General features: G+C 61.0%; 20 protein-coding genes and 2 tRNA genes. 6 read left to right on the forward strand and 16 right to left on the reverse strand.

The window, feature by feature from the left end; all coding sequences use genetic code 11:
* Nucleotides 1–87 precede the first annotated feature (87 nt).
* A complete protein-coding gene (pncB, locus tag GN234_RS15260) occupies nt 88–1,314 on the forward strand; it encodes a nicotinate phosphoribosyltransferase (protein ID WP_109752182.1) in 1,227 nt (408 codons plus the stop codon).
* 4 nt (nt 1,315–1,318) lie between these two features.
* The gene (gene nadE / locus GN234_RS15265) at nt 1,319–2,146 is read left to right on the forward strand and encodes an ammonia-dependent NAD(+) synthetase (protein WP_163855539.1); all 828 of its coding nucleotides are present in this window, start codon (nt 1,319–1,321) and stop codon (nt 2,144–2,146) included.
* 171 nt (nt 2,147–2,317) lie between these two features.
* Here the strand turns inward: nadE and azu are convergent, their stop codons facing one another.
* Complete coding sequence (gene azu, locus GN234_RS15270) at nt 2,318–2,764, reverse strand: azurin (protein WP_109752180.1); 447 nt, start codon at nt 2,762–2,764, stop codon at nt 2,318–2,320.
* A 342-nt stretch (nt 2,765–3,106) separates the two neighbouring features.
* Between azu and GN234_RS15275 the strand changes: the two genes are divergently transcribed.
* Together GN234_RS15275 and GN234_RS15280 are read left to right on the forward strand one after the other, a co-directional pair.
* Complete coding sequence (locus tag GN234_RS15275) at nt 3,107–3,694, forward strand: LOG family protein (protein WP_116834050.1); 588 nt, start codon at nt 3,107–3,109, stop codon at nt 3,692–3,694.
* A gap of 68 nt (nt 3,695–3,762) precedes the next feature.
* Nucleotides 3,763–3,951: a hypothetical protein gene (locus GN234_RS15280; RefSeq protein WP_109752178.1), complete on the forward strand. Its 189-nt coding sequence runs from the start codon at nt 3,763–3,765 to the stop codon at nt 3,949–3,951.
* Between the two features lie 43 nt (nt 3,952–3,994).
* Here the strand turns inward: GN234_RS15280 and GN234_RS15285 are convergent, their stop codons facing one another.
* From GN234_RS15285 to rnr, 14 genes are all read right to left on the reverse strand, one after another.
* Nucleotides 3,995–4,372: an NUDIX hydrolase gene (locus GN234_RS15285; RefSeq protein WP_176688723.1), complete on the reverse strand. Its 378-nt coding sequence runs from the start codon at nt 4,370–4,372 to the stop codon at nt 3,995–3,997.
* A 124-nt stretch (nt 4,373–4,496) separates the two neighbouring features.
* A complete protein-coding gene (locus GN234_RS15290; protein ID WP_116834047.1) occupies nt 4,497–5,390 on the reverse strand; it encodes a transglutaminase family protein in 894 nt (297 codons plus the stop codon).
* Nucleotides 5,390–7,876: a circularly permuted type 2 ATP-grasp protein gene (locus GN234_RS15295; RefSeq protein WP_109752175.1), complete on the reverse strand. Its 2,487-nt coding sequence runs from the start codon at nt 7,874–7,876 to the stop codon at nt 5,390–5,392. The genes GN234_RS15290 and GN234_RS15295 overlap by 1 nt, the downstream gene beginning before the upstream one ends.
* Nucleotides 7,877–7,964: 88 nt before the next feature.
* The gene (locus GN234_RS15300) at nt 7,965–11,240 is read right to left on the reverse strand and encodes a transglutaminase family protein (RefSeq protein WP_176688724.1); all 3,276 of its coding nucleotides are present in this window, start codon (nt 11,238–11,240) and stop codon (nt 7,965–7,967) included.
* 174 nt (nt 11,241–11,414) lie between these two features.
* On the reverse strand, nt 11,415–11,876 hold the full coding sequence (locus GN234_RS15305; RefSeq protein ID WP_109752173.1) for a hypothetical protein: 462 nt from the start codon (nt 11,874–11,876) through the stop codon (nt 11,415–11,417).
* Complete coding sequence (locus tag GN234_RS15310; protein WP_109752172.1) at nt 11,873–12,799, reverse strand: NAD synthetase; 927 nt, start codon at nt 12,797–12,799, stop codon at nt 11,873–11,875. Before GN234_RS15310 ends, GN234_RS15305 begins: the two co-directional genes overlap by 4 nt.
* A 303-nt stretch (nt 12,800–13,102) precedes the next feature.
* A complete protein-coding gene (locus GN234_RS15315; RefSeq protein WP_176688725.1) occupies nt 13,103–15,403 on the reverse strand; it encodes a YgiQ family radical SAM protein in 2,301 nt (766 codons plus the stop codon).
* 196 nt (nt 15,404–15,599) lie between these two features.
* Nucleotides 15,600–16,997, reverse strand: a complete 1,398-nt coding sequence (gene dnaB, locus GN234_RS15320; protein WP_027911801.1) for a replicative DNA helicase — start codon at nt 16,995–16,997, stop codon at nt 15,600–15,602.
* A 117-nt stretch (nt 16,998–17,114) separates the two neighbouring features.
* Nucleotides 17,115–17,561: a 50S ribosomal protein L9 gene (gene rplI, locus GN234_RS15325; RefSeq protein WP_003197251.1), complete on the reverse strand. Its 447-nt coding sequence runs from the start codon at nt 17,559–17,561 to the stop codon at nt 17,115–17,117.
* An 18-nt stretch (nt 17,562–17,579) separates the two neighbouring features.
* Nucleotides 17,580–18,470, reverse strand: a complete 891-nt coding sequence (locus tag GN234_RS15330; protein WP_109752170.1) for a YybS family protein — start codon at nt 18,468–18,470, stop codon at nt 17,580–17,582.
* 36 nt (nt 18,471–18,506) lie between these two features.
* The gene (gene rpsR, locus GN234_RS15335) at nt 18,507–18,737 is read right to left on the reverse strand and encodes a 30S ribosomal protein S18 (RefSeq protein ID WP_002551829.1); all 231 of its coding nucleotides are present in this window, start codon (nt 18,735–18,737) and stop codon (nt 18,507–18,509) included.
* 28 nt (nt 18,738–18,765) lie between these two features.
* Nucleotides 18,766–19,194 carry a 30S ribosomal protein S6 gene (rpsF, locus tag GN234_RS15340; RefSeq protein ID WP_003186395.1) on the reverse strand — a complete coding sequence of 143 codons (429 nt, stop codon included), beginning with the start codon at nt 19,192–19,194 and terminating at the stop codon, nt 18,766–18,768.
* 306 nt (nt 19,195–19,500) lie between these two features.
* A complete protein-coding gene (gene rlmB, locus GN234_RS15345) occupies nt 19,501–20,262 on the reverse strand; it encodes a 23S rRNA (guanosine(2251)-2'-O)-methyltransferase RlmB (protein WP_109752169.1) in 762 nt (253 codons plus the stop codon).
* On the reverse strand, nt 20,259–22,889 hold the full coding sequence (gene rnr / locus GN234_RS15350) for a ribonuclease R (RefSeq protein ID WP_176688726.1): 2,631 nt from the start codon (nt 22,887–22,889) through the stop codon (nt 20,259–20,261). Before rnr ends, rlmB begins: the two co-directional genes overlap by 4 nt.
* A gap of 227 nt (nt 22,890–23,116) precedes the next feature.
* Between rnr and GN234_RS15355 the strand changes: the two genes are divergently transcribed.
* Nucleotides 23,117–23,203, forward strand: a tRNA-Leu gene (locus tag GN234_RS15355).
* 177 nt (nt 23,204–23,380) lie between these two features.
* Nucleotides 23,381–23,467, forward strand: a tRNA-Leu gene (locus tag GN234_RS15360).
* Between the two features lie 374 nt (nt 23,468–23,841).
* Here the strand turns inward: GN234_RS15360 and GN234_RS30355 are convergent.
* On the reverse strand, nt 23,842–24,726 hold the full coding sequence (locus tag GN234_RS30355; RefSeq protein WP_371914581.1) for a methyl-accepting chemotaxis protein: 885 nt from the start codon (nt 24,724–24,726) through the stop codon (nt 23,842–23,844).
* Between the last annotated feature and the right edge of the window lie 3 nt (nt 24,727–24,729).

The following is a 24,729-nucleotide window of genomic DNA, read 5'->3' on the forward strand; positions in this document are numbered from 1 at the left end:
TCATCATGAGTGATATGCGCCACTAACCCCTTCACCAACCGCAGCACCCCGCCGCCTACCGCAGCGGCCTGTCTGGAGATTCCCGTTATGAGCGAGAGCGTATTTGCCGATCGTATCGTGCAGAACCTGCTCGACACCGACTTCTACAAACTGACGATGATGCAGGCAGTGCTGCACAACTACCCCAACGTCGAAGTCGAGTGGGAATTTCGTTGCCGCAACAGCGAGGACTTGCGCCCGTACCTGGCGGAGATCCGCTTCCAGATCGAGCGCCTGGCCGAGTTGAGCCTGAGCGCCGACCAGTTGGGCTTCCTGGAGCGTATCAGCTTCCTCAAACCGGACTTCCTGCGTTTCCTGGGACTGTTTCGCTTCAACCTGCGCTACGTCCACACCGGTATCGACAACGGTGAACTGTTTATCCGCCTGCGCGGGCCGTGGCTGCACGTGATTCTGTTCGAAGTGCCGCTGCTGGCGATTGTCAGCGAGGTACGCAACCGCTATCGCTACCGTGAAATTGTCCTGGAACAGGCCCGCGAGCAGTTGTATCGCAAGTTCGACTGGCTGAGCGCCAACGCCAGCGCCGAAGAGCTGTCCGAGCTGCAAGTCGCGGACTTCGGCACCCGCCGTCGTTTTTCCTTCCGCGTCCAGGAAGAAGTGGTCAACGTGCTCAAGCACGACTTCCCGGGGCGTTTCGTTGGCACCAGCAACGTGCACCTGTCCCGTGAGCTGGACATGAAACCGCTGGGCACCATGGCCCATGAATGGATCATGGCCCACCAGCAACTGGGCCCGCGACTGATCGACAGCCAGATCGCCGCCCTCGATTGCTGGGTGCGCGAGTACCGCGGTCTGCTGGGGATCGCCCTGACCGACTGCATCACCATGGACGCCTTCCTCAAGGATTTCGATCTGTTCTTCGCCAAGCTGTTCGACGGTTTGCGCCACGACTCCGGCGACCCGGTGATCTGGGCCGAAAAAGCCATCGCCCACTATCACAAGCTCGGCATCGACCCGATGAGCAAGACCCTGGTGTTCTCCGATAGCCTGACATTGCCCAAATGCCTGGAGATTTTTCGGGCATTGCGTGGTCGCATTAATGTCAGCTTCGGTATTGGCACCAACCTGACGTGTGACATTCCAGGTGTAGAGCCGATGAGCATCGTGCTTAAAATGATCAGCTGTGACGGGCAACCCGTGGCCAAGATTTCAGACGAGCCCGGCAAGACCCACTGCAAGGACCCGAATTTCGTCGCCTACATGCGACACGTTTTCCAAGTACCTGCCGCCCTTTCTGACACATCAAGCAAGGAGTGAATTCATGCAAGCCGTACAGCGTGAGATTGCTGAACAGCTCAAGGTCCAGCCGCCGTTCGCCGATGACGCCGCCCTCAAGGCCGAAATCGCCCGCCGAGTGAGCTTTATCCAGGATTGCCTGGTCAACTCCGGGCTCAAGTCCCTTGTACTGGGCATCAGTGGCGGGGTCGACTCGTTGACCGCCGGTCTGCTGGCCCAACGAGCCATGCGCGAACTACGGGAGAAAACCGGCAACACCGCCTACAAGTTCATCGCCGTGCGCCTGCCGTACGAAACCCAGTTCGACGAACATGAAGCGCAAGCCTGTGTGGACTTCATCGATCCGGACGAGCGTCATACCGTCAACATCGGTCCGGCGGTCAAAGCCTTGGCCGAGCAGGTCGCAGCGTTCGAAGGCAAGGCAGCGGTGTCGCGGGATTTCGTGCTGGGCAATACCAAGGCGCGGATGCGCATGGTGGCGCAATACACCATCGCGGGCACCGAGCAAGGCCTGGTGATCGGTACTGATCATGCAGCCGAAGCGGTGATGGGCTTCTTCACCAAGTTCGGTGACGGTGCTTGCGACTTGGCCCCGCTCAGCGGCCTGGTGAAAAACCAGGTCCGGGCCATTGCCCGAGACTTCGGCGCACCGGAATCGCTGGTGGAAAAAGTCCCCACCGCCGATCTCGAAGACCTGTCGCCAGGCAAGCCGGACGAAGCCTCCCACGGTGTGACCTACGCCGAGATCGATGCTTTCCTGCACGGCGAGCCGGTGCGGGACGAGGCGTTCAGGATCATTTGCGACACTTACCGCAAGACCGAGCACAAGCGGGTGATGCCGTACGCGCCGTGACCGGCAGTCCCTGTGGGAGCGAGCCTGCTCGCGATAACGGTGGATCAGTTTGCATTGATGTTGAATGTGCCGCAGCCATCGCGAGCAGGCTCGCTCCCACAGGAGATGCGATTATTGGCCGGACACAAAAAAGCGCCCTGCACGGGGGCGCTTTTTTGATGCCGAAGCGGGTTACTTCAGGGTAACAGTGCCTTTCATCATCGAGATGTGGCCTGGGAACGAGCAGAAGAAGCCGTACTTTTCAGCGGCATCCAGTTTCGATACGTCGAAAGTCACCGAGTCTTTCTCCCCGGCACCAATGATTTTGGTGTGAGCGATGACGCGAGCGTCATTTTCTTTCAGGTAGTTCTTGTCGATACCGGCGGCCAGGCCATCGGTGGCGATCGGCTGCATGTCAGCCTCTTTGCTCAGCACCCAGTTATGGCCCATGACGTTTTTCGGCAAGCTGCCCGAGTGAGTCAGCTCAACGGTGAACGTCTTGCAGCTCTTGTCGATCTCGATGGCCTTGGTGTTGAAGGACATCTGGTCGGTCGAATCGATGGTGGTCTTGCACTCCGCTGCCATCAGTTGGCTGCTGGCCAGCGTCAACAGGGATACTGCAACAAGTTTGGCAAACATCGTGAATCTCCAAGGCATGGTTAACAAAATTCCGTCAAAGGGGAAGACTGCCTGAATTTGAGACAAGTTCCTATGACCTGAATCAAACATTGTATACAACTTAAGGCTATCAGCCTGATGGACACAATCAACCAGCCAGAGGAATGACACCTCTCTATGATTGGCCCCATCACCTCTCTGGAGCGCCCATCATGAACCTCAACAGCCTGTTGTGCAGCTTGCTCGCCGCCTATGCCTGCGGCGCCAGTGGTACCTACGAAAAACCCCAACGCGAGGTTTAAGTCCTTTGCGCAGCATAGGCCAGGCTTTACTCTGGATCGGTTACTGATCATGGAGTAAAGCATGTCCATAGCATCCGTTTGTGTATTTTGCGGCGCCAGCACCGGCACCGATCCAACGTATCGTGAAGCGGCGCAGGCCCTGGGCCGGGCGTTGGCGGAACGAAAATTGACCCTGGTCTATGGTGGCGGAGCCGTCGGCCTGATGGGCATCGTCGCCGATGCGGCCCTGGCGGCCGGCGGCGAGGTCATCGGTATCATCCCGCAAAGCCTGAAGGACAAGGAAATCGGCCACGGCGGCCTGACCCGCCTGGAAGTGGTGGATGGCATGCATGCCCGCAAGGCGCGCATGGCCGAACTCAGCGATGCCTTCATCGCCCTGCCCGGCGGCCTCGGCACTCTGGAGGAGTTGTTCGAGGTCTGGACCTGGGGCCAGCTCGGCTACCACGGCAAGCCGCTGGGGCTGCTGGAAGTGAACGGTTTCTACAGCAAGCTCACCGGTTTTCTCGATCATATCGTCGGCGAAGGCTTCGTCCGCCCGCCCCATCGTGACATGCTGCAAGTGAGCCAATCACCGCACAACCTGCTCGATGCGCTGGACGAATGGCAACCGTCCGTGCAGCCAAAGTGGGCCGAACAAAAACCCAGCTAACGGCTCGGCCCCGATACAGGGCAGAATACGCGCCGCTCTACCTCACCTTCGACCCCAGAGGATCGCCCATGGCTAAACCCAATTATTCCTTCGCCAAACGTCAGAGAGACCTGGCCAAGGAGCAGAAGAAAGAGGAAAAGCTGCAGCGCAAGAAAGCCACAGCTGAAGAAGAAGCCGCACTGAGCCCGGATACCGAAGGCGAAGTAGCAGCAGAACATGACGTCGATGCACCGAAAGATCAGGCACCCGACGCCTGATACCCCATCTTGTGTCCAGGGCCGACAGCCCCGCTGTCGACCCTTACAATCCCAGCGCCTTGGTAATCGACAGGCGATAACCGACAGGCAGGTTCACCGGCAACTGGCCCGGCGCGAACAGCCCGATCTCTTTGTGCTCATGACTGACGATCGGCACGAAACCGCCCAGCAACTGGCAGCGGTACGTGGAGATGAAGACGTGCTTGCCGGGAATGACCTCGAACAGGTACGAATCCAACGGCTCCCCTACACTCACCTCAACCGCCAGCTCCTCGGCAATTTCCCGCGCCAGACATTGCGGCGCCGTTTCGCCCAGTTCGATCCGCCCACCGGGCAGTTCCCATTCGTCCCGTTCGTTGAGCATCAGCACAACCAGGCCTTCGGGGGATTGCAGCACGCCTTTGATGGACACCGGGAACATGCACCCTCCTTAGTTCGATACATACTGTGGGAGCGAGCCTGCTCGCGATAGCGTCACGACAGTCAATTACATGCTGGATGTGATGGCCTCATCGCGAGCAGGCTCGCTCCCACAAGGGAACGCTTCACGACTCCAGTGGCATCACCGTCACACGCACTTCAGGATCATGGGCACCGCCCCCCAGGATCACTCCCCGCAGCGGCGACACATCGGAAAAATCCCGGCCCCAGGCCAGAGTGATGTGTTCCAGGGCCGGCTGTACGTTGTTGGTCGGGTCGAAGTCCACCCAGCCCAACACCGGGCAATACACCGAGACCCAGGCATGGGACGCATCGGCGCCAATCAGCCGTGGCTGGCCGGGTGGCGGCTGGGTCAGCAGGTAGCCACTGACGTAACGCGCCGCCAAACCGCGAGAGCGCACACAAGCCAGCATCAGGTGAGCAAAGTCCTGGCATACGCCCCGCCGCCGCTCCAGCACCTCCACCAGCGGCGTTGCCACCTGGGTCGCCTCGGCATCGAAGGTGAACTCCTCGAAAATTTTCTCCATCAGCGCTCGAACCCCCACCATCAAGGGTCGCCCCGGCGGGAAGCAGCTTTCGGAAAACTCGACGAAACTGCGCTTGAGGTGCACATACGGTGACTCGAAACGGTAACGGCACGCCTCCAGCAGTGGCGCCGCGAGTGGCCGGCCACTGTAGGTCAGCGCGTTGCAGGTCGACTCCCAGGCCGGGGACAGGTTGAAATCCAGCTCGGGGCGAGCCAGCACCTCGACACTCAAGCGAGCATTGACCAACAGCTCGTCATGGGGCCGTTCAAAGGCCAGGCGCGTCAGCGGGTTGCCGAACACATCCTGCTCATCGCGACGGATCGTCGGCTCCGGGCTGATCAGCAACTGTTGTTCGGTGCACCGCTGCCAGTCACAGGCGCGCGGCCACAAGTGAGCGAGTTGCTGGGCCAGGGACACCGGGCTGTCGTAGTGATAATGAGTGTCGTGGAGGATCTGGTAACGAGCGTTCATCAGACGGACACCGTGCGTTGGCTGACATCATCGACATGGGCGAAATGACGCAACGCCAGGCGATCGGAGACCTGGCCACTGACGTCGGCCACTTCCTGCAACAGGTCGGCCAGACCATCGAGTGCGGCGCGCAGGCTGGCTTCACCAAACAGGGGGTTTTCCAGGCATCGCAGGTCAAAGCGTGACAGGCGTGCGACCAAGTCCGGCAATGCGGTTTCCCTGGGCGCGGCAAAATCATCGTTCAAGCGCTTGAGGGTACGGGCCACCAATTTCAACTGGAAGAGCACCGCGTGGGGGTTCTGCTCGTCCAGTAGCAACAGGTCCAGCACCGGGATCAACTGGGCCACCGCCAAATAGCGCGAGCGGTAGGTGATGCTGCTGTTGCCCAGTTCCAACAACCACTCCAGCCCGGCCTGGTCGAACACCGCCTCGCCCCGCAGGAACGCAGCCAGGCTACTGCTGAGAAACTGCAAGCGCTCCAGGCGCCGGCCCATCATCAAGAAGCGCCAGCCCTCATCGCGGGTCATATCGTCCAGGGCGAACCCGGACAATGCCGCCAAGGACATCACCAATCGGTTGAGGAAATCCAGCAGTTCACCAAAATCCGGCTCCCCGGTTTCCAACTCCATGGCCTCGCGCTGCAATTCCACCAGCGCTTGCCAGTTTTCCCGGGACAACTTGCCGCGCACCTGCGAGGCCGCCCACTGCAAGCGTTGCAGGTTGGCGCGCAGGCTGAACGACCAGTCATCCCCCAACAGTGCCGCCAGCAAACGCTCGGGCAACTCGCCCTCTTCGGGCAACAGCATCAGGCTTTCGCCCAGGGACACCGCCGATTGCAGGGCCTGTGGGTCGTCGCCATCGACATAGCGCGCCAGCATGATCCGCAGCAGCCGCGCGCTGTCGTCGCAACGCTCGCAGTAGCGACCGAACCAGAACAGGTTTTCCACCACCCGCGAAGGCAAATACGGATCGCGTCGAACCAGGTCGTGGACCCCCACGGTTCGCTGGGCCTTCCATTGTTCACCGCCAGGCGCCTGCTCCCCCAGCACCCAGGTGTCCTTGCTGGCGCCACCGCGCTGCATCGACACCACTTCGGCGTCGGCCTCGGCGGCCACGCGGGTCAGCCCACCCGGTAGCACCCGGTAATCGTCCTTGCCGGACACGGCATACATGCGCATGCCAATCGCCCTGGGCTGGATCTGGCCATCTTCGGCCTGCCAGACCGGGGCCTGGGACAATTGCGCCAGTTCCTGGGCGACATAGGCATAGGGCCGTGCCTGCATGCGCGCCGCCAGTTGGACGCGCTGCTTCTCGCTCAGGTCGCGGCCGAACACCGGGCTGAAACTCTGGGAAGGAAACGCCGGCTTGATCAACAGCTGCGGCAATTTTTCCAGGGCCTGGGCCAGCACCGGCGGCTCACCGCACCACCAGGTGGCGATGGACGGCAGCAGCAGCTCTTCGCCGAACAGGTACTGGTTGATCTTTGGCAGGAACCCCAGGAGGCCCGGTGATTCCAGCACGCCGCTGCCCAGAGCATTGGCCACCAGTACCCGGCCCTGACGCACCGCTTCCAACAACCCTGGCACGCCGAGGGCTGAATCGGTGCGCAGCTCCAAGGGGTCGCAGAAATCGTCGTCGAGCCGGCGCATGATGGCGTGGACCCGACGCAGGCCGCTGAGGGTCTTGAGGTAGACCGTGGCGTCCCGAACGGTCAGGTCCCCCCCTTCTACCAGCGGATAACCCAACTGGCGCGCCAGGTAGAGATGTTCGAAATAACTTTCGTTGAAGCGCCCCGGCGTCAACAGCACCACCAGCGGCGATTCGCCGTCGCTGGGAGCCTGTCGTGCCAGGGTTTCCTGCAAGGTACGGAAAAAGCCGGACAAGTGCCGCACCTTCAGATCACGATACAAATCGGGAAAGGCGCGGGAAACGATCATGCGATTTTCCAACGCGTATCCGGCACCTGAAGGCGCCTGGGTCCGATCCGCCGTGACCCACCAGCGTCCATCGGGCGTGCGCGCCAGATCCACCGCATACAGGTGCAGAAAGCTGCCGTCCGGCGGCGCGATGCCCTGGCAAGGCCAAAGGAAATTGTTGTGCCCATACACCAGTTCTGCCGGCAACAGCCCTTCGCTGATCAGCCGTTGTGGCCCGTACAGGTCGGCCAGCACCGCGTTGAGCAGCCGAGCACGCTGGGCGATTCCGGCCGACAGTTGCTTCCACTCTTGCGGGTCGATCACGTGGGGCAGCAGGTCCAGTTCCCACGGCCGGTCGGCGCCTTTGGGGTCCGCGTAGACGTTATAGGTCACGCCGTTTTCCTGGATCTGCCGGGTCAGCAGGGCCTGGCGCTGGACCAACTGGGCCGGCGTGCTGCGCTGCAACTGGTCGAACAGCCGCCGCCAGTGCGTACGCACGGTGCCGCTGTCGTCCAGCAGTTCATGATAGGTGCCCGTTGTCAGCGGGTAATGGTCAAGCAGGTCAGGCATGGAAAGCTCGGCAGACGGCAATGAAAGGTGAGACTAGCGCAAGCGCATGACGCCCGGATAGTTGAAATATCCGGGCGTCGCGTAAGACTCAGAACCGTCGCAGATCGAGCGTGAGGGGAAACTCGTCATCCATGGCCAGGCTGGGTATAGGAAGTTTCCCAGGCGTGTGTCCGAGACGGAAGAAACGCGCCATTCGCCGGCTCTCAGCCTCATTGGCATTGACCGGCAGGCTGTCGTAGTTGCGCCCGCCCGGATGAGCCACGTGATACTGGCAACCGCCTATGGAACGTTGCATCCAGGTGTCGAGCAAGTCGAAGACCAGCGGCGCATGCACCGGGATGGTCGGTTGCAAGCAGTTGGCCGGTTGCCAGGCGCGGAAACGCACCCCGGCGACGAACTCGCCAACCCGACCGGTGGGTTGCAACGGCACCGGCACGCCATTGCACGTCAGCAGGTAGCGTTGCGGCGCCAGGCCGCTGAGCTTGACCTGCAAGCGCTCCAGGGAGGAGTCCACATAACGCACAGTGCCGCCCACCGCGCCCTCTTCCCCCAGCACATGCCAAGGCTCGAGGGCCTGGCGCAATTGCAGTTCGATACCGTTGACCGCGTAATCGCCCACTTTAGGGAAGCGGAACTCCAGGTGTGCGGCGAACCACTCGGCCCGCAGCGGGTAACCGGCGGCGTTCAGCTCATGGATGACGTCGGCAAAATCCTGCTCGATAAAGTGCGGCAACAGGAAACGGTCATGCAGCTCCGTGCCCCAGCGCGCCAATTTCGCCGGTGCATAAGGCTCACGCCAGAACCGCGCCACCAGCGCCCTTAGCAATAATTGCTGGGCCAGGCTCATGCGCGCGTGAGGCGGCATTTCGAAAGCACGCAGTTCCAACAGGCCAAGACGGCCCGTGGCGCCGTCCGGTGAGTAGAGCTTGTCGATGCAGAATTCGGCGCGGTGGGTATTGCCTGTCACGTCGATCAACAGGTTGCGCAGCAAGCGATCGACCAACCATGGCGGGCATTCCTCGCCCGGCTGGGGCATTTGCGCGAAAGCGATTTCCAGCTCGTACAACGCGTCGTTGCGCGCCTCATCCACCCGAGGCGCCTGGGAGGTCGGGCCGATGAACAATCCGGAAAACAGGTAGGACAACGACGGGTGGTTATGCCAATAGCTGATCAGGCTGCGCAACAGGTCGGGACGCCGTAGGAACGGTGAGTCAGCCGGTGTCGCGCCACCCAGTACGAAATGGTTACCGCCACCAGTGCCGGTGTGTCGGCCATCGATCATGAATTTCTCGGTGGTCAGCCGAGTCTGTCGCGCCTGCTCGTAGAGGAACTCGGTGCGCTCGACCAACTCATCCCAGGTTGCCGAGGGTTGCACGTTGACCTCGATCACACCGGGGTCGGGGGTGATGCGAAAATTGCTCAGGCGCGGGTCGCTCGGCGGCTCGTAGCCTTCCAACAGCACCGGACAGTGCAACTCCTCAGCCGTCGCCTCGATGGCGCTGACCAGCTCCAGATAATCCTCGACCCGCTCCAGCGGCGGCATGAACAGATAGAGCCGGCCTTCACGGGCCTCGGCACAGAAGGCAGTGCGGGTCAGCCAGTCGGCGGATTGGTCGATCTGTGGGACACGCTCCTGTTCGGTCGCCGACTCGCCGTGACGCGCCAGCGCCTCGGTGCCGGGCAGTTCAGGCAAGTCCTGGTTCGGGTCGGTGGGATGAATGTACGGGTACTCGGCCGCCGTCACCCAAGGCTGGGACGCCAGCGGCAAGCGATAGCCCAGGGGCGAATCCCCCGGCACCAGGCGGCAGTGGTTGTCGCGCAGGTACCAACGACCGCTTTGCCATTGATCGCCCTTGGCGGTGCGGGCCAGCGGCAGGACCTGGCCGATGACCTTGTCCAGGCCCTGGCTGAAGACCTTGCGCAGCCGGGCACGTTCCAAGACGTCCTCCAGACGTGGATCCTCGGCCGTGACATTTGAAGGCAATGCACCTTCGCGCCAGAGGTAATAGAAGTTGTCTTCGTAGGCAGGAAACACGAATCGCGCAGGAATCTTCAAACGCTCGGCGACGCTCGCCAGGAAGCGCCCAGCCAGTTCGCCATCGGCACCGTAATCCTCCTGCTCGTCGGCGATCAACGCGCTGTTGTGCCAGATCGGCACACCATCGCGTCGCCAATAGCAGTTGAGCGACCAGCGCGGCAATTGCTCGCCCGGGTACCACTTGCCCTGGCCAAAGTGCACCAGACCTTGGGGCGCATAGTGCTTGCGCATGCGCTGGAACAGCTCGGCGGAGAGCCGGCGCTTGTCCGGCCCGAGGGCGGCGGTGTTCCACTCGGCGCCGTCCGGGTCATCAATGGAGACAAAGGTCGGTTCGCCGCCCATGGTCAGGCGCACATCGCCCTCCAGCAGGTCGGCGTCGATCTGGCGCCCCAGCGCCTGGATCGCCAGCCATTGCGCTTCGGTGTACGGCTTGGTCACCCGCGGCGCTTCCCAGACCCGCTCGACGGACATTTCGTGGCTGAACTCACACTCGCAAGGCTCCACCAGGCCGCTGATCGGTGCTGCCGAGGACGGATCGGGACTACAGGCCAACGGGATGTGGCCTTCACCAGCGAACAGCCCGGACGTCGCATCCAGGCCGATCCAGCCGGCACCGGGCAGGTAGACCTCGCACCAGGCATGCAGGTCGGTAAAGTCCACCTCGGTGCCGGATGGGCCATCGAGGCTTTTCACATCGGCGGTCAACTGGATCAGGTAACCGGACACGAACCGCGCCGCCAGGCCGAGGTTGCGTAACAACTGCACCAGCAACCAGGCCGAGTCGCGGCAGGAGCCGGACGCGTGCTCCAGGGTGTGCTCCGGCGTCTGCACGCCGGGCTCCATGCGGATCAGGTAGTTGATGTCTTCGCTCAGGCGCTGGTTGAGCGCCACCAGGAAATCCACCGCCGGCAATGGCGTGCGGTCGATGCCATCCAGATACGCCTGGAACCTCGGCGTCAGCGGCAGGGTTTCCAGGTAAGGCGCCAGTTCCTTGCGCTCATCGGCCGCGTAGGCGAACGGAATCTTTTCGGCGTAGGGTTCGAGGAAGAAGTCGAACGGATTGAATACCGCCATTTCCGCCAGCAGGTCGACCTCGATCCGCAGCTCCCGGGTTTTCTCGGGAAACACCAGCCGCGCCAGGTAGTTGCCCTGGGGATCCTGCTGCCAGTTGATGAAATGCTGGTCGGGCGAAACCTTCAGCGCATAGGAAAGAATGCGCGTGCGGCTGTGGGCCGCCGGGCGCAGGCGAACGATCTGCGGGCCGAGCTCGACGGCGCGGTCGTAACGGTAATGCGTGACGTGATGCAATGCGACATGGATCGACACGACGTGCCTCCTGCGAGCCTGGGCGATATCGAAAGCGGCGCAAGACTTATGCCATGCAGGCAGGCCGGACACTTTCTTGATCTACTCAAGGCAGTAGAGCACTAAAAACGCGCGATGCCCGTATTCATCTGCAAAGCAACGCACATAAATGCGGCGCGGGCAGCGCGAATCGACTCAGCGACGCGACCGTGGTGCCTTGGCGGCCTGGGTGATGAGTGAGCGCTGGCGGCGGATCTCCACCAGTTTTTTGCGCATTTCCCGGTGGCGCTTGCTGTTGAGCAGCAACAGCCCCAGCAGTGGCAACAGCACCGCGAACAGGTACACCCCCTGATGCGGTCGATAAGCGAGCATAGGCACCACCGCCGCCAGACAGGCCAGGAAATACCCCGCTACCCACCAGACCGCCCAGGCGCGTCCGCGAACGATCAAGAGGTTGCCCAGGACCAGGACGAGCACCAGGGCCAGAGTGCCGAGCCCGATATAGTCGGTCCTGGCTGACGGCTCCAGGGCACGCCAATAAGTGGTCCCGGCCAACACAAGCAAGGTCGACCCGGAAAAGCAGCCCAGCAGGATCGTCCCCATGAAAACCGGAAAATAACGGGCGAGGAATTGCTTGAGCGATCCGCCACCGATCATTCCGTGAATTCCTCATACAGGCCGACGGCAACAGTCTTCACGGCGCCATCGCCGGTATAACTGCCAATGATCCCCAGCGCGCCGCCGAGGGAATCCTTTATCTGGGTCAGGGTCGCGTGCCTGATTTCGGCTGAAGAATAACGCTTGGGCATGGCCCCGGCCCGTTGCTGCAACTTGAGTAGCTTGGCAGTCAGGCTCGGGTCCTTGAGCGTCAACAGTTCCTTGGTCAGCTTGCTTCGCTCTTGCCGATTCAAGCCCTTGAGCAACTGATACCAACTCTTTCCAGTGCCAGCCGCCTTGTTGGCCTTGAGCAGTCGGACAGTCGTCAGGGCCGAGCCACCGACACCCACCAGGGACACTCCGTCAAGGATCGGCGACACGATGTTGTACCAGTCAGCATCATTCATCTCATCGTTGCCAGTCGGATTGGTCAGCTCATTGGCCACCCGCATCCCGCCAATGACACATTGCGCGGTACTGGCCGTCGCGGCAGCAGCGCCCAGGGCAACGACAAAGGCGCTGGCCCCCGCCGTAAAGGGCACCGCGACGCTGCCACTGAACACCACCACCCAACCAATCACCGCGGCGACACAGGACAACCCGGCATTGGTTGCTTCAAGCCCGAGCTTGGATTCACGCGGGCTGCTTTTCACCTGGTCGATGAACTGCTGCGGCGCGATGTATTTTTTCGCCTCGCGCAGAATGATGCGCTTGGGCGCGATGCTGCAAATCGGCTTGAATTCGCGCAGGGTCACAACGTTGTATTCGGAATCGACATAGACCACACCCGCCCCGGCGATGCCAGGATCAGCGTCGATGGCAGCGAACAGGCGTGGCAGGTTGATCTGGCTTTCGATGCGTTTGCGGGCCATGAACTGGGAGAAGCTCAGGTCCATGCCGATGCCCGTTGAAGCGCTGCTCATATGAATCGTCCTTGAGAATCGGAAAGTGAGTCTTTATCCACACACAATACTGTGGCGAGGGAGCTTGCTCCCGCTCGGCGGCGAAGCCGTCGTAAACCGGCCGGCACGGTCTGTCTGAGAACATTGCATGGGATTATTTGGGGCCGCTTCGCAGCCCAGCGGGAGCAAGCTCCCTCGCCACAAAAGGCTATGCATCCGCCATCACGTCGTAAGGCGGTCGCCACGATAACAAACGACCAGCACCGTCGCTAGAAAGCAAAACGCCAGCACTTAAGGCTGGCGTTTTACGTTGTCGCTCAAGGATCAGCGCGGCACGACAGGCTTGCGCGCCGGTTTCGGGCCCTTGCCCTTGGCGGCGTCCTTGCGTTCCTTGGCGGCCTGCTGGTTGCGGGCGAATGCCGCGGCCTTGGCTTGCTCACGCTTGTCCCATGGGTTGCCACCGTCACTGGCACGCGGTGGCAGCCCAGTGTGCTGGGTCAGGATCTTGGTGGTTTCCTTGCCCACCTTGTGGCTGCCAGCCGGCGTCGAGTTCTTGCGCCGGGCGCTCTGGTAGCTGTCGGTGGCCGGCTGGTGCAACGGGATCAACTGGTTCTTGCCCGGCCCGATCAGGTCGGCGCGGCCCATGCGGGTCAGCGCTTCACGCAGCATCGGCCAACCCTTGGGGTCGTGATAACGCAGGAAGGCCTTGTGCAGGCGGCGCTGCTCCTCGCTCTTGACGATGGTCACCGCATCGCTCTTGTAGGTGACCTTGCGCAGCGGGTTCTTGCCCGAGTGGTACATGGCGGTCGCGGTAGCCATCGGTGACGGGTAGAACGCCTGCACCTGGTCGGCGCGGAAACCATTGCCCTTGAGCCACAGCGCCAGGTTCATCATGTCTTCGTCGGTGGTGCCCGGGTGGGCGGCGATGAAGTACGGAATCAGGTACTGCTCCTTCCCGGCTTCCTTGGTGTACTTCTCGAACATCCGCTTGAATTTGTCATAGCTGCCAATGCCCGGCTTCATCATCTGGTTGAGCGGGCCTTCCTCGGTGTGCTCCGGGGCGATCTTCAGGTAACCACCGACGTGGTGGGTCACCAATTCCTTGACGTATTCCGGCGACTCGACCGCCAGGTCGTAACGCAGGCCGGAGGCGATCAGGATCTTCTTCACCCCAGGCAAGGCACGGGCGCTGCGGTACAGCTGGATCAGCGAAGAATGGTCGGTATTGAGGTTCGGGCAGATGCCGGGGAACACGCACGACGGCTTGCGGCACGCGGACTCGATTTCCGGGCTCTTGCAGGCGATGCGGTACATGTTCGCGGTCGGGCCGCCGAGGTCGGAAATGACGCCGGTGAAGCCTGGGACCTTGTCGCGGATCTCTTCGATCTCGCGAATGATCGACTCTTCGGAGCGGTTCTGGATGATCCGGCCTTCGTGCTCGGTGATCGAGCAGAAGGTGCAGCCGCCGAAGCAGCCACGCATGATGTTCACCGAGAAACGGATCATCTCGTAGGCCGGGATCTTTTCCTTGCCATAAGCCGGGTGCGGAACACGTGCGTAAGGCATACCAAACACGTAGTCCATTTCCTCGGTGGTCATCGGAATGGGCGGTGGGTTGAACCAGACATCGACCTCGCCGTGCTTCTGCACCAGGGCACGGGCGTTGCCCGGGTTGGTTTCCAGGTGAAGTACACGGTTGGCGTGGGCATAGAGCACCGCATCGCCACGAACCTTTTCCACCGACGGCAGACGAATCACGGTTTTGTCGCGGGTCATTTTCGGGCTCGCCAGGATCTGTACGACCTTGGCTTCGCTCGGATCCTCAACCGGACCTTTCTCCTGCTCGATGGCGCAAGCAGCGGTGTCCTGGGTATTCACGTACGGGTTGATGATCTTGTCGATCTTGCCCGGGCGGTCGATGCGCGTGGAATCGACTTCGTACCAGCCTTGCGGCGTGTCGCGGCGGATGAACGCCGTGCCACGCACGTCGGTGATGTCTTCGATCTTGTGACCGTAGGACAGGCGCTGGGCGACTTCGACAATCGCCCGCTCGGCGTTGCCGTAGAGCAGGATGTCGGCGCAGGCGTCGATCAGGATCGAATTGCGGACCCGGTCCTGCCAGTAATCGTAATGGGCGATACGCCGCAGCGACGCTTCGATACCGCCAAGCACGATCGGCACATGCTTGTAGGCTTCCTTGCAGCGCTGGCTGTAGACCAGGCTCGCACGGTCCGGACGTTTGCCCGCCAGGCCACCGGGGGTGTAGGCGTCGTCGGAACGGATTTTCTTGTCGGCGGTGTAGCGGTTGATCATCGAGTCCATATTGCCGGCCGCGACACCGAAAAACAGGTTGGGCTCGCCGAGCTTCATGAAGTCGTCTTTGGACTGCCAGTTCGGCTGGGCAATGATCCCGACGCGAAAGCCCTGGGCTTCCAGCAAACGGCCAATGATCGCCATGCCGAACGACGGGTGATCGACGTAGGCATCACCGGTCACGATGATGATGTCGCAGGAATCCCAGCCGAGCTGATCCATCTCCTCCCTGCTCATGGGCAGGAACGGCGCCGGGCCGAAACATTCGGCCCAGTACTTGGGATAGTCAAATAACGGCTTGGCTGCTTGCATGTCGATGACCGGTATAAAGGATGAAAAATCGCGGGCGCGGAATATAGCACAAAATTTGACCAATTCCGACGGCTATGGTCGGAAATGGTGACGCCCTCATCGCGAGCAGGCTCGCTCCCACAAAATATCTGCAACACACAGATCCCATGTGGGAGCGAGCCTGCTCGCGATGAGGCCAGATCAGGCGATGAAGAATTTACTCATCGTCATCAAAATTGTAGCTACCCGGCGCCAGGTTCTCGAATCGGGTGTATTTACCGATGAACGCCAGGCGAATGAAGCCGATCGGACCGTTCCGCTGTTTGCCGATGATGATTTCGGCGATGCCCTTGTGTTCCGTCTCAGGGTGATACACCTCGTCACGGTAGACGAACATGATCACGTCGGCGTCCTGCTCGATCGCTCCGGATTCCCGCAAGTCGGAGTTCACCGGGCGTTTGTTCGGGCGCTGTTCCAGGGAACGGTTCAACTGGGAAAGTGCAACCACCGGGCAGTTGAATTCCTTGGCCAGGGCCTTGAGGGAACGGGAGATTTCGGAAATCTCGTTGGTCCGGTTGTCGCCGCTGGAACCCGGGATCTGCATCAATTGCAGGTAGTCGATCATGATCAGCGCGATGTCACCATGCTCACGCACCAGGCGACGGGTCCGGGCACGCATTTCCGACGGGCTGATACCCGCGGTATCGTCGATGAACAGCTTGCGGTCGTTGAGCAGGTTGACCGCCGATGTCAGGCGCGGCCAGTCATCGTCTTCCAATTGGCCGGAACGGACCTTGGTCTGGTCGATACGCCCCAGGGACGAGAGCATACGCATGATCAGCGATTCGCCTGGCATCTCGAGGGAGTACACCAGCACGGCTTTGTCGCTGCGCAGCACGGCGTTTTCCACCAGGTTCATCGCAAAGGTGGTCTTACCCATGGACGGACGGCCGGCGACGATGATCAGGTCGGACGGCTGCAGACCGCTGGTCTTCTCGTCGAGATCGGTGTAGCCAGTGGACAGGCCGGTGATGGCGTTGTCGGTGTTGAACAAGGTGTCGATACGGTCGATGGCCTTGGTCAGCAGGTCGTTGACACTCACCGGGCCGCCGGTTTTCGGCCGGGCCTCGGCGATCTGGAAGATCTGCCGTTCGGCTTCGTCGAGGATCTCGGCGGCGGTGCGGCCTTCCGGGTTGAAGGCGCTGTCGGCGATTTCAGTGCTGATACCGATCAACTGACGCAACGTCGCCCGTTCGCGGACGATCTGGGCATAGGCCTTGATGTTGGCGACAGACGGCGTGTTTTTTGCCAACTCGCCCAGGTAACCGAGGCCACCGACCTGGGAAGTCTGCCCTTCCTTGTCCAATTGCTCGGCCAGGGTGACGACGTCGATCGGCATGTTCTGATCGGCAAGCCTGGCGATCGCACGGAAAATCAGGCGATGGTCATGTCGATAGAAATCGCCGTCGGAGACTTGATCGAGCACGCGTTCCCAGGCGTTGTTGTCCAGCATCAGGCCACCGAGCACGGCCTGTTCGGCCTCGATGGAATGCGGAGGCACCTTCAGGGCAGCGGTTTGCAGATCATATTGCTCGGGAGCGGTGATTTCGTTCATGGCCACGTCTGGTTATGAAATTCAGCAATTGCAGAAAGACAAAGGGCACGACCTGTAAACAGGATCGTGCCCGATGTTACCGGCAAGCACCCGAGGGTGCCAGCCGACAGGTGTTGCTTAGGCTGCTACCACGACAACGCGTACGGTGGCTTCAACTTCGGCGTGCAGGTGCACGGCTACGTCGAATTCGCCTACGTTGCGGATGGTGCCGTTCGGCAGACGAACTTCGCTTTTCGCAACTTCAACGCCAGAGGCGGTCAGTGCGTCAGCGATGTCGTGAGTACCGATCGAACCGAACAGCTTGCCTTCGTCGCCAGCGGTGGCAGTGATGGTCACTTCCAGCTCGGCCAGTTGGGCAGCACGGCTTTCAGCCGAGGTTTTACGGTCTGCGGCAGCTTTTTCCAGCTCAGCGCGACGCTCTTCGAACGCAGCCAGGTTGGCAGCGGTCGCAGCGGTGGCTTTGCCGTAAGGCAGCAGGTAGTTACGACCGTAGCCGGCCTTAACGTTTACTTTGTCACCCAGGTTGCCCAGGTTGGTGACTTTTTCCAGAAGGATCAGTTGCATGTGAAAATCCTCTAACTTTTAACCTTCACCGTTCGCGTTGTCGGCGTCTTTCGGCGCCATACGACCGCGAAAATCAATCAGGCTGTCGACGATGGCCAAGACCACGAGCAACGGACCGAGCAAGTGCATGAAAGGCAACAACGTCACGTATATCCCCACCAGCCAGAACGTGGCCAGTCGCTTCTGCGCCACCAGCCCGTGAATCAGGGCCAGGCCGGCGAAGACCAGCGGTACACTGCACAACGGCAACAGGATCAGTGCATGCAGCCCGAAAAACGGGGCAACACACATGACGGCCAGCAGTGACAGCGCCACGCTCTTGGGGAATCGGATGGCGCGAAACTCGCGACCGAAACCACCGGGGTTATACAACGACGCCTGCCAATAGCGCCCAAGAATCAGGCACAGCACGCTAAAGATCTGCAGCGAAGACGCTATCGAGATGATCATCAGCGGAGCGCTCAGCGCGGCGAGAAATGCCTTCTGGTCTGCCGAGAATGTCTCGTAGACCTCACCCATCGCCAGCGGCAGGACGTGTTCGAACGTCTGCGCCAGTGACTCGATGAAGGAACCGAATACGGTCCCCAGGCTCACCGCACACAACAACCCCACGGCCACGCTGCACAGCAGCACGCGGTTCCAGGTATGTCCGGCGCGCAGAACCAACGCCAGGCCACAAGCCCCGAGCAACACCAGGAGTGTTGTCGGGTCCTTCAGGAAATACCAGCTCACCAACGCTGACAGCAACCCGATACCCAGGACGCTCAAGGCGTCCGAACCGCGCCGCAGGAGCACAAGGCACCCAGCGGCGGCACTCAACCAGAACAACAGCGGCAATGCTGCGGATCCGGCCACAACCAACGTGGCCTGCACACGTCCCCGCATGATGAAGTCAGCTAAGGCGCGCATGCATTCAATCCCTTACTACTCGTCGACTGCCCGGTCTCAGCGGCCGTGGCTGTCGGTGTAGGCCAGCAGGGCCAGGAAGCGGGCGCGCTTGATAGCGGTGGCCAGCTGACGCTGATAACGAGCTTTAGTACCGGTGATACGGCTTGGAACGATTTTGCCGGTCTCGGATACGTAGGCTTTCAGAGTGTTGAGATCTTTGTAATCGATCTCTTTCACGTCTTCAGCGGTGAAGCGGCAGAATTTACGACGACGGAAGAAACGTGCCATGTGATTGGCTCCTTAAAAGGTCCGTGGATTACTCGTCAGCGTTATCGCTGTTGTCGCTGTCGCTATCGCTGTCATCGCCATCGGCGCTGTCAGAGTGCTCAGGACGGTCGCGACGCTCACGGCGCTCACTGCGGTTTTCTTCAGCCTTGAGCATCTCGGATTGGCCGGTGACGGCTTCTTCGCGACGGATGACCAGGTTACGGATCACTGCATCGTTGTAGCGGAAGTTGTCTTCCAGCTCGGCCAGGGCCTTGCCAGTGCACTCAACGTTCAGCATCACGTAGTGAGCCTTGTGAACATTGTTGATTGCGTAGGCCAGTTGACGACGGCCCCAATCTTCCAGACGGTGGATTTTGCCGCCGTCTTCTTCGATCAGCTTGGTGTAACGCTCAACCATGCCGCCGACTTGCTCGCTTTGATCCGGGTGGACCAAAAAGATGATTTCGTAATGACGCATGAATGCTCCTTACGGGTTGTAGCCTGCCGCTCAAAAACGGTCAGACAAGGAGTGAATGACACTTATGGACTTGTGGACGCTAGACACATAAGTGCCTGCCATCACAGCAAGGGGCGCAATTGTAGAGAAGGGCCGAGGGAGGCGCAAGGTAATTGGTGATTATTTGAACAGCCACCAATCCATGCCCTTACACAAAACTACTGTGGGAGCGAGCGTGCTCGCGATGAGGGCGCCACATTCAACATTTGCGCCGAATGACACGCCGCTATCGTGAGCAGGCTCGCTCCCACAGGGCTTACAGCAAGATCAGGGCTTTTTGGCGACAGCCTTGACGCTACGCTGGCGCAGCGCTTCGAACAGGCACACCCCAGTCGCCACCGAGACGTTGAGGCTGCTGACGCTGCCAGCCATCGGCAACTTGACCAGGTAATCGCAATGCTCGCGGGTCAGGCGGCGCATGCCCTTGCCTTCGGCCCCCATGATCAGGATCGTCGGGCCGGTCAGGTCCTGGTCATAGATGCTGACCTCGGCCTCGCCCGCCGTGCCGACCACCCACAGGCCGCGCTGCTGGAGTTTTTCCAGGGTGCGCGCCAGGTTGGTCACCGCCACCAACGGAATCACTTCCGCGGCGCCGCAGGCGACTTTACGCACCACTGGCGTCAAGGTGGCCGACTTGTCCTTGGGCACGATCACCGCCAACGCACCGGCGGCATCCGCCGAACGCAGGCAGGCGCCCAGGTTGTGCGGATCGGTCACGCCATCGAGCACCAGCAGCAAGGGCGCGCCCTCGGTACGATCGAGCAGTTCGTCGAGCATCGCTTCGCCCCAGACCTGGCTCGGACTGACCTCGGCCACGACCCCCTGGTGCACGCCTTCGACCCAGGCATCCATTTCGCGCCGTTCGGCCTGGCCGACCGCGACGCGGCTTTCGTTGGCGAGTTCGACCAGGGTCTGGACCCGCGGATCGCTACGGCCTTCGGCCAACCAGATCTGCTTGACCCGCTTGGGGTGATGACGCAACAACGCTTCCACGGCATGCACGCCGTAGATTTTTTCCAACTGACTCATGACTTGGCCTTGGGTTTACGCGCCCCGCCGCTCTTGGCTGGGGCCGAGCCCGCTTTCGGCGGACCCTTCCGGTGTTTGCTTGGCTTGCTCGATGACTTTTCCGCCCCGTGGGACTTTCCCCCAGACGCCGCTTTACCACCGCTTTTGGCTTCGTTGAGCAACTGCTGCTTCAACTCGCGGCTCTTGCGAAGCTCGGCGTTCTTCGCCGCTGCGTCGCTGGGGCGGTAGGCTTCGGGAGCCTTGTCCTTGACGGACGAACGACGACCGGCCTTGGCTGGCTCAGGCTCTGCGGTTTTGGCAGGAGCACCTTTACCCTTGGTCGCAGGCGCTGCGGTCTCGCCGCCACGCTTTTTACGGCCAGTCGGCGCTTCGGCGGGCTTGTCAGACATTCCGAAGTCGATCTTGCGCTCATCGAGGTCGACGCGCATGACCTGCACTTCCACGGTGTCGCCCAGACGGAAGCTGCGACCGGTGCGCTCGCCCGCCAGGCGGTGGTGCACAGGATCAAAGTGATAGTAATCACCCGGCAAGGCGGTGACGTGCACCAGGCCCTCGACGTAGATGTCGGTCAGTTCGACAAACAAACCAAAGCCGGTCACAGCAGTGATCACGCCTGGGAACGACTCGCCCACGCGGTCTTTCATGAACTCGCACTTGAGCCAGTTCACTACGTCACGCGTGGCTTCGTCGGCGCGGCGTTCGCTCATGGAGCATTGCTCGCCCAACTGTTCCAGGGCCGCTTCGTCGTACGGGTAGATCCGCGCCTTTGGAATGGTCATGGCACCGGCGCGCTTGACGTGCGGGGTGTTCAGCTTGGAATGGATCACGCTGCGGATCGCGCGATGCGTGAGCAGGTCCGGATAACGGCGGATCGGCGAGGTGAAGTGGGTGTACGCCTCGTAATTCAGACCAAAGTGGCCCTGGTTGTCGGCGCTGTACACCGCCTGGCTCAGAGAGCGCAGCATCACCGTCTGGATCACATGGTAATCCGGGCGGTCCTTGATGCTGGCCAGCAGTGCCTGGTAGTCCTTCGGCGTCGGACCGTCCTTGCCTTTGTGCAGGGACAGGCCGAGCTCGCCGAGGAAGGCGCGCAGTTTTTCCAGGCGCTCCGGCGGCGGGCCGTCGTGCACGCGATACAACGCAGGAATCTCGTGCTTCTTGAGGAACTCCGCAGTGGCCACGTTGGCCGCCAGCATGCACTCTTCGATCAGCTTGTGCGCATCGTTACGGGTCGTCGGGGTGATTGCGGCGATCTTGCGCTCGGAACCGAAGACAATCCGGGTTTCCTGGGTCTCGAAATCGATCGCGCCGCGCACGTGACGGGCACCCAGCAACACCTTGTACAGCGCGTACAGCTGCTTGAGGTGCGGCACCACGCCAGCGTATTCGGTGCGCAACGCCTTGGCTTCACTGGTCTTCGGCGTTTCCAGGATGGTGCTGACCTTGTTGTAGGTCAGACGCGCCTGGGAGTGGATCACCGCTTCGTAGAACTGGTAGTCGGTCATTTCGCCGGTTTTGGAGATGGTCATCTCGCAAACCATGGCCAAACGGTCGACTTTCGGGTTCAGCGAACACAGGCCGTTGGACAACTGCTCAGGCAGCATCGGGATCACGCGCTCAGGGAAATACACGGAGTTGCCGCGCACCTGGGCTTCGTTATCCAGGGCCGAACCGATCTTCACGTAGCTGGACACGTCGGCAATCGCGACGAACAGCTTCCAGCCGCCGGAGAACAGGCGCAGCTTACCGGGCTTGGCTTCGCAGTAGACCGCATCGTCGAAGTCGCGGGCGTCTTCGCCGTCGATGGTGACGAACGGCAGATGGCGCAGGTCGATGCGTTTTTCTTTATCTTTCTCTTCGACTTCCGGCTTGAGCTTGGCGGCTTCCTTGAGCACAGCCTCGGGCCAGACGTGAGGAATGTCGTAGGTGCGCAGCGCAACGTCGATTTCCATGCCCGGCGCCATGTAGTTGCCGACCACTTCAACGATATCGCCCTGTGGCTGGAAGCGCGCAGTTGGCCAGTGGGTGATTTTCACCTCGACGAACTGACCCACCTTGGCGGCGCCATTACGACCCGGAGTAATCAGCACTTCCTGCTGAACCTTCGGGTTATCCGGCACAACAAAACCGATGCCGCCTTCTTCGAAGTAACGGCCGACAATGCTTTCATGGGCACGGGACACCACTTCGACGATCACGCCTTCACGGCGACCACGACGGTCCAGGCCGGAAACACGGGCCAGGGCCCGGTCGCCATCGAACACCAGACGCATTTGCGCCGGGCTCATGAACAGGTCGTCGCTACCGTCGTCCGGAATCAGGAAACCAAAGCCGTCACGGTGGCCGGCGATGCGGCCCAGGATCAAGTCGAGCTTGTCCACCGGCGCATAGGTGCCGCGCCGGGTGTAGATCAGTTGAGCGTCGCGCTCCATGGCGCGCAGACGGCGGCGCAGGGCTTCGAGCTGGTCCTCGGTGGTGAGACCGAACTCTTCGACCAACTGCTCGCGGCTAGCAGGCGAACCCCGATCGGCGAGATGCGCCAGGATCAGTTCGCGACTAGGAATAGGGTTTTCATATTTTTCCGCTTCACGAGCGGCCTCGGGATCGAGGGACTGCCAATCGGCCATTAGAGAGTTTTCACCTTGTCTATATGCGGGTTAGTTTGGCATAGGCTTAATGAAACGGGAAATTTCAAACATGCGATGGCTTTTCCAGATCGATTTGGCCTGCCTTTGAAGCCCCGGAAAAGCACCGCTCGTGAAATTTAGCGGTTTTTTTCTCAGGAGGGGTTTACAGTTAAAAACACGCTCCGTATAGTGCGCGCCATCGACGACGTACACACGTTGCCGATACTGCCCAGATGGTGAAATTGGTAGACACGCCAGCTTCAGGTGCTGGTGACCGCAAGGTCGTGGAAGTTCGAGTCTTCTTCTGGGCACCAATTTCGAGCAACAGGTCAATGACCTGCAAGCCCAACAAAAACCCGCGAAAGCGGGTTTTTGCATTTCTATCTCCCTGAAATTGCGTTTGGCAATTACTAAAACAAAAACAGGGGTTTACAGATCAAAACGCGCTCCGTATAGTGCGCCACATCAACAGCGGCAACGCTGAAGATGCTGCCCAGATGGTGAAATTGGTAGACACGCCAGCTTCAGGTGCTGGTGACCGCAAGGTCGTGGAAGTTCGAGTCTTCTTCTGGGCACCAATTCAAGCTTCAAGGTCACGACCTTGAACCTCACAGAAACCCGCGAAAGCGGGTTTTTGCGTTTCTGCCATCTGAACCTTTGCTCCCGCTGGAGGGCAAAGCCCTCCCCGACCGAACCAGGCCTGATGGAGGCACGACCGGAAGAACCGGGTCGGCTGTCAGGCCGCCTTCGCGAGCAAGCTTTGCTCCCACAAAATCTGACTGGTGTACCACCGGGAAGAACCAGGTCGGCTGTCAGGCCGCCTCGCGAGCAAGCTTTGCTCCCACAGATCTGATGGGTGTACGACCGGGAGGACTCAGGTCGGCTGTTAGGCCGCCTTCGCGAGCAAACTCGCACACAGGTTTTGGTCGCGTATAAGCCTGTGAAAACCCGATCAAGCCCTGAACTGCCCCAAACTCGCCTTCAACTGCGCCGCCAAACTATCCAGCACCTTGCCACTGGCCGTGGTCTCAACCACAGCCTGGGCCGCTTTCTCAGCCTGGGCATGAATCGTCTCCACCCGCCCACGCACCGCCTGCGCCCCCTGGGCCTGATGAGCCGCCGCCTGAGTCGCCAGACCAATAGCCGCATGCACCTGCTCTACAGAGGCCTGCACCGACTGCTGCAACCGCGCGCTGTCTCGCAGCACCAACAAACCTTCACTTGCCTGGCGCCCAGCTTGGCCGATGGCGGCCACAGCCTCGCGAGCCCCCTGCTGCAAGGCCACGATATGCGCCTGTATATCGCCCGTCGAGCTTTGGGTCTTGCTCGCCAACGCCCGCACCTCATCCGCCACTACGGCAAACCCGCGCCCGGTTTCCCCAGCCCGCGCCGCCTCGATGGCCGCGTTCAAGGCCAGCAAGTTAGTCTGCTCGGCGATGCCGTGGATCACCGTCAACACCACTTCGATCTGCTCGCTCTGCTGCGCCAGTCGCTCGATCACTTTCGCCCCGGTGTCTACCTGCCCGGCCAGGGCCTCGATCAAGCCACTGACCTTGGCCGAAGTGCGGGTGTTTTCATCGGTGGCCTGGCGAATTTCTACCACCTGCTGCAAAGCCGCCTGCATCGCCTGGCTTTCCGACTGAGCTTCATCTGCCATTTGCGATAGCGCACGCAGGCTCTCGGCCACTTCATCACGCTGCATCCCGGCCGCCGCATCGGCACCGGAGTTACGCAAGGTCATCGCACCGATTTCCACACCGGTACGCTGGGCCACATCACCCGCCTCGCGCACGATGGGCTGCAACTTATCCACAAAGCGATTGACCGCCGAGGCCATGTC

Source organism: Pseudomonas bijieensis, from assembly GCF_013347965.1.
In the GTDB taxonomy this organism is placed as follows: Bacteria; Pseudomonadota; Gammaproteobacteria; order Pseudomonadales; family Pseudomonadaceae; genus Aquipseudomonas; species Aquipseudomonas bijieensis.

Excerpts from the sequence above, each read along its gene's own strand:
- pncB (WP_109752182.1), top strand. The coding sequence starts at position 88 with ATGAGCGAGAGCGTATTTGCCGATCGTATCGTGCAGAACCTGCTCGAC.
- nadE (WP_163855539.1), top strand. The coding sequence starts at position 1,319 with ATGCAAGCCGTACAGCGTGAGATTGCTGAACAGCTCAAGGTCCAGCCG.
- azu (WP_109752180.1), bottom strand. The coding sequence starts at position 2,764 with ATGTTTGCCAAACTTGTTGCAGTATCCCTGTTGACGCTGGCCAGCAGC.
- GN234_RS15275 (WP_116834050.1), top strand. The coding sequence starts at position 3,107 with ATGTCCATAGCATCCGTTTGTGTATTTTGCGGCGCCAGCACCGGCACC.
- GN234_RS15280 (WP_109752178.1), top strand. The coding sequence starts at position 3,763 with ATGGCTAAACCCAATTATTCCTTCGCCAAACGTCAGAGAGACCTGGCC.
- GN234_RS15285 (WP_176688723.1), bottom strand. The coding sequence starts at position 4,372 with ATGTTCCCGGTGTCCATCAAAGGCGTGCTGCAATCCCCCGAAGGCCTG.
- GN234_RS15290 (WP_116834047.1), bottom strand. The coding sequence starts at position 5,390 with ATGAACGCTCGTTACCAGATCCTCCACGACACTCATTATCACTACGAC.
- GN234_RS15295 (WP_109752175.1), bottom strand. The coding sequence starts at position 7,876 with ATGCCTGACCTGCTTGACCATTACCCGCTGACAACGGGCACCTATCAT.
- GN234_RS15305 (WP_109752173.1), bottom strand. The coding sequence starts at position 11,876 with ATGATCGGTGGCGGATCGCTCAAGCAATTCCTCGCCCGTTATTTTCCG.
- GN234_RS15310 (WP_109752172.1), bottom strand. The coding sequence starts at position 12,799 with ATGAGCAGCGCTTCAACGGGCATCGGCATGGACCTGAGCTTCTCCCAG.
- GN234_RS15315 (WP_176688725.1), bottom strand. The coding sequence starts at position 15,403 with ATGCAAGCAGCCAAGCCGTTATTTGACTATCCCAAGTACTGGGCCGAA.
- dnaB (WP_027911801.1), bottom strand. The coding sequence starts at position 16,997 with ATGAACGAAATCACCGCTCCCGAGCAATATGATCTGCAAACCGCTGCC.
- rplI (WP_003197251.1), bottom strand. The coding sequence starts at position 17,561 with ATGCAACTGATCCTTCTGGAAAAAGTCACCAACCTGGGCAACCTGGGT.
- GN234_RS15330 (WP_109752170.1), bottom strand. The coding sequence starts at position 18,470 with ATGCGCGCCTTAGCTGACTTCATCATGCGGGGACGTGTGCAGGCCACG.
- rpsR (WP_002551829.1), bottom strand. The coding sequence starts at position 18,737 with ATGGCACGTTTCTTCCGTCGTCGTAAATTCTGCCGCTTCACCGCTGAA.
- rpsF (WP_003186395.1), bottom strand. The coding sequence starts at position 19,194 with ATGCGTCATTACGAAATCATCTTTTTGGTCCACCCGGATCAAAGCGAG.
- rlmB (WP_109752169.1), bottom strand. The coding sequence starts at position 20,262 with ATGAGTCAGTTGGAAAAAATCTACGGCGTGCATGCCGTGGAAGCGTTG.
- rnr (WP_176688726.1), bottom strand. The coding sequence starts at position 22,889 with ATGGCCGATTGGCAGTCCCTCGATCCCGAGGCCGCTCGTGAAGCGGAA.
- GN234_RS30355 (WP_371914581.1), bottom strand. The coding sequence starts at position 24,726 with ATGGCCTCGGCGGTCAATCGCTTTGTGGATAAGTTGCAGCCCATCGTG.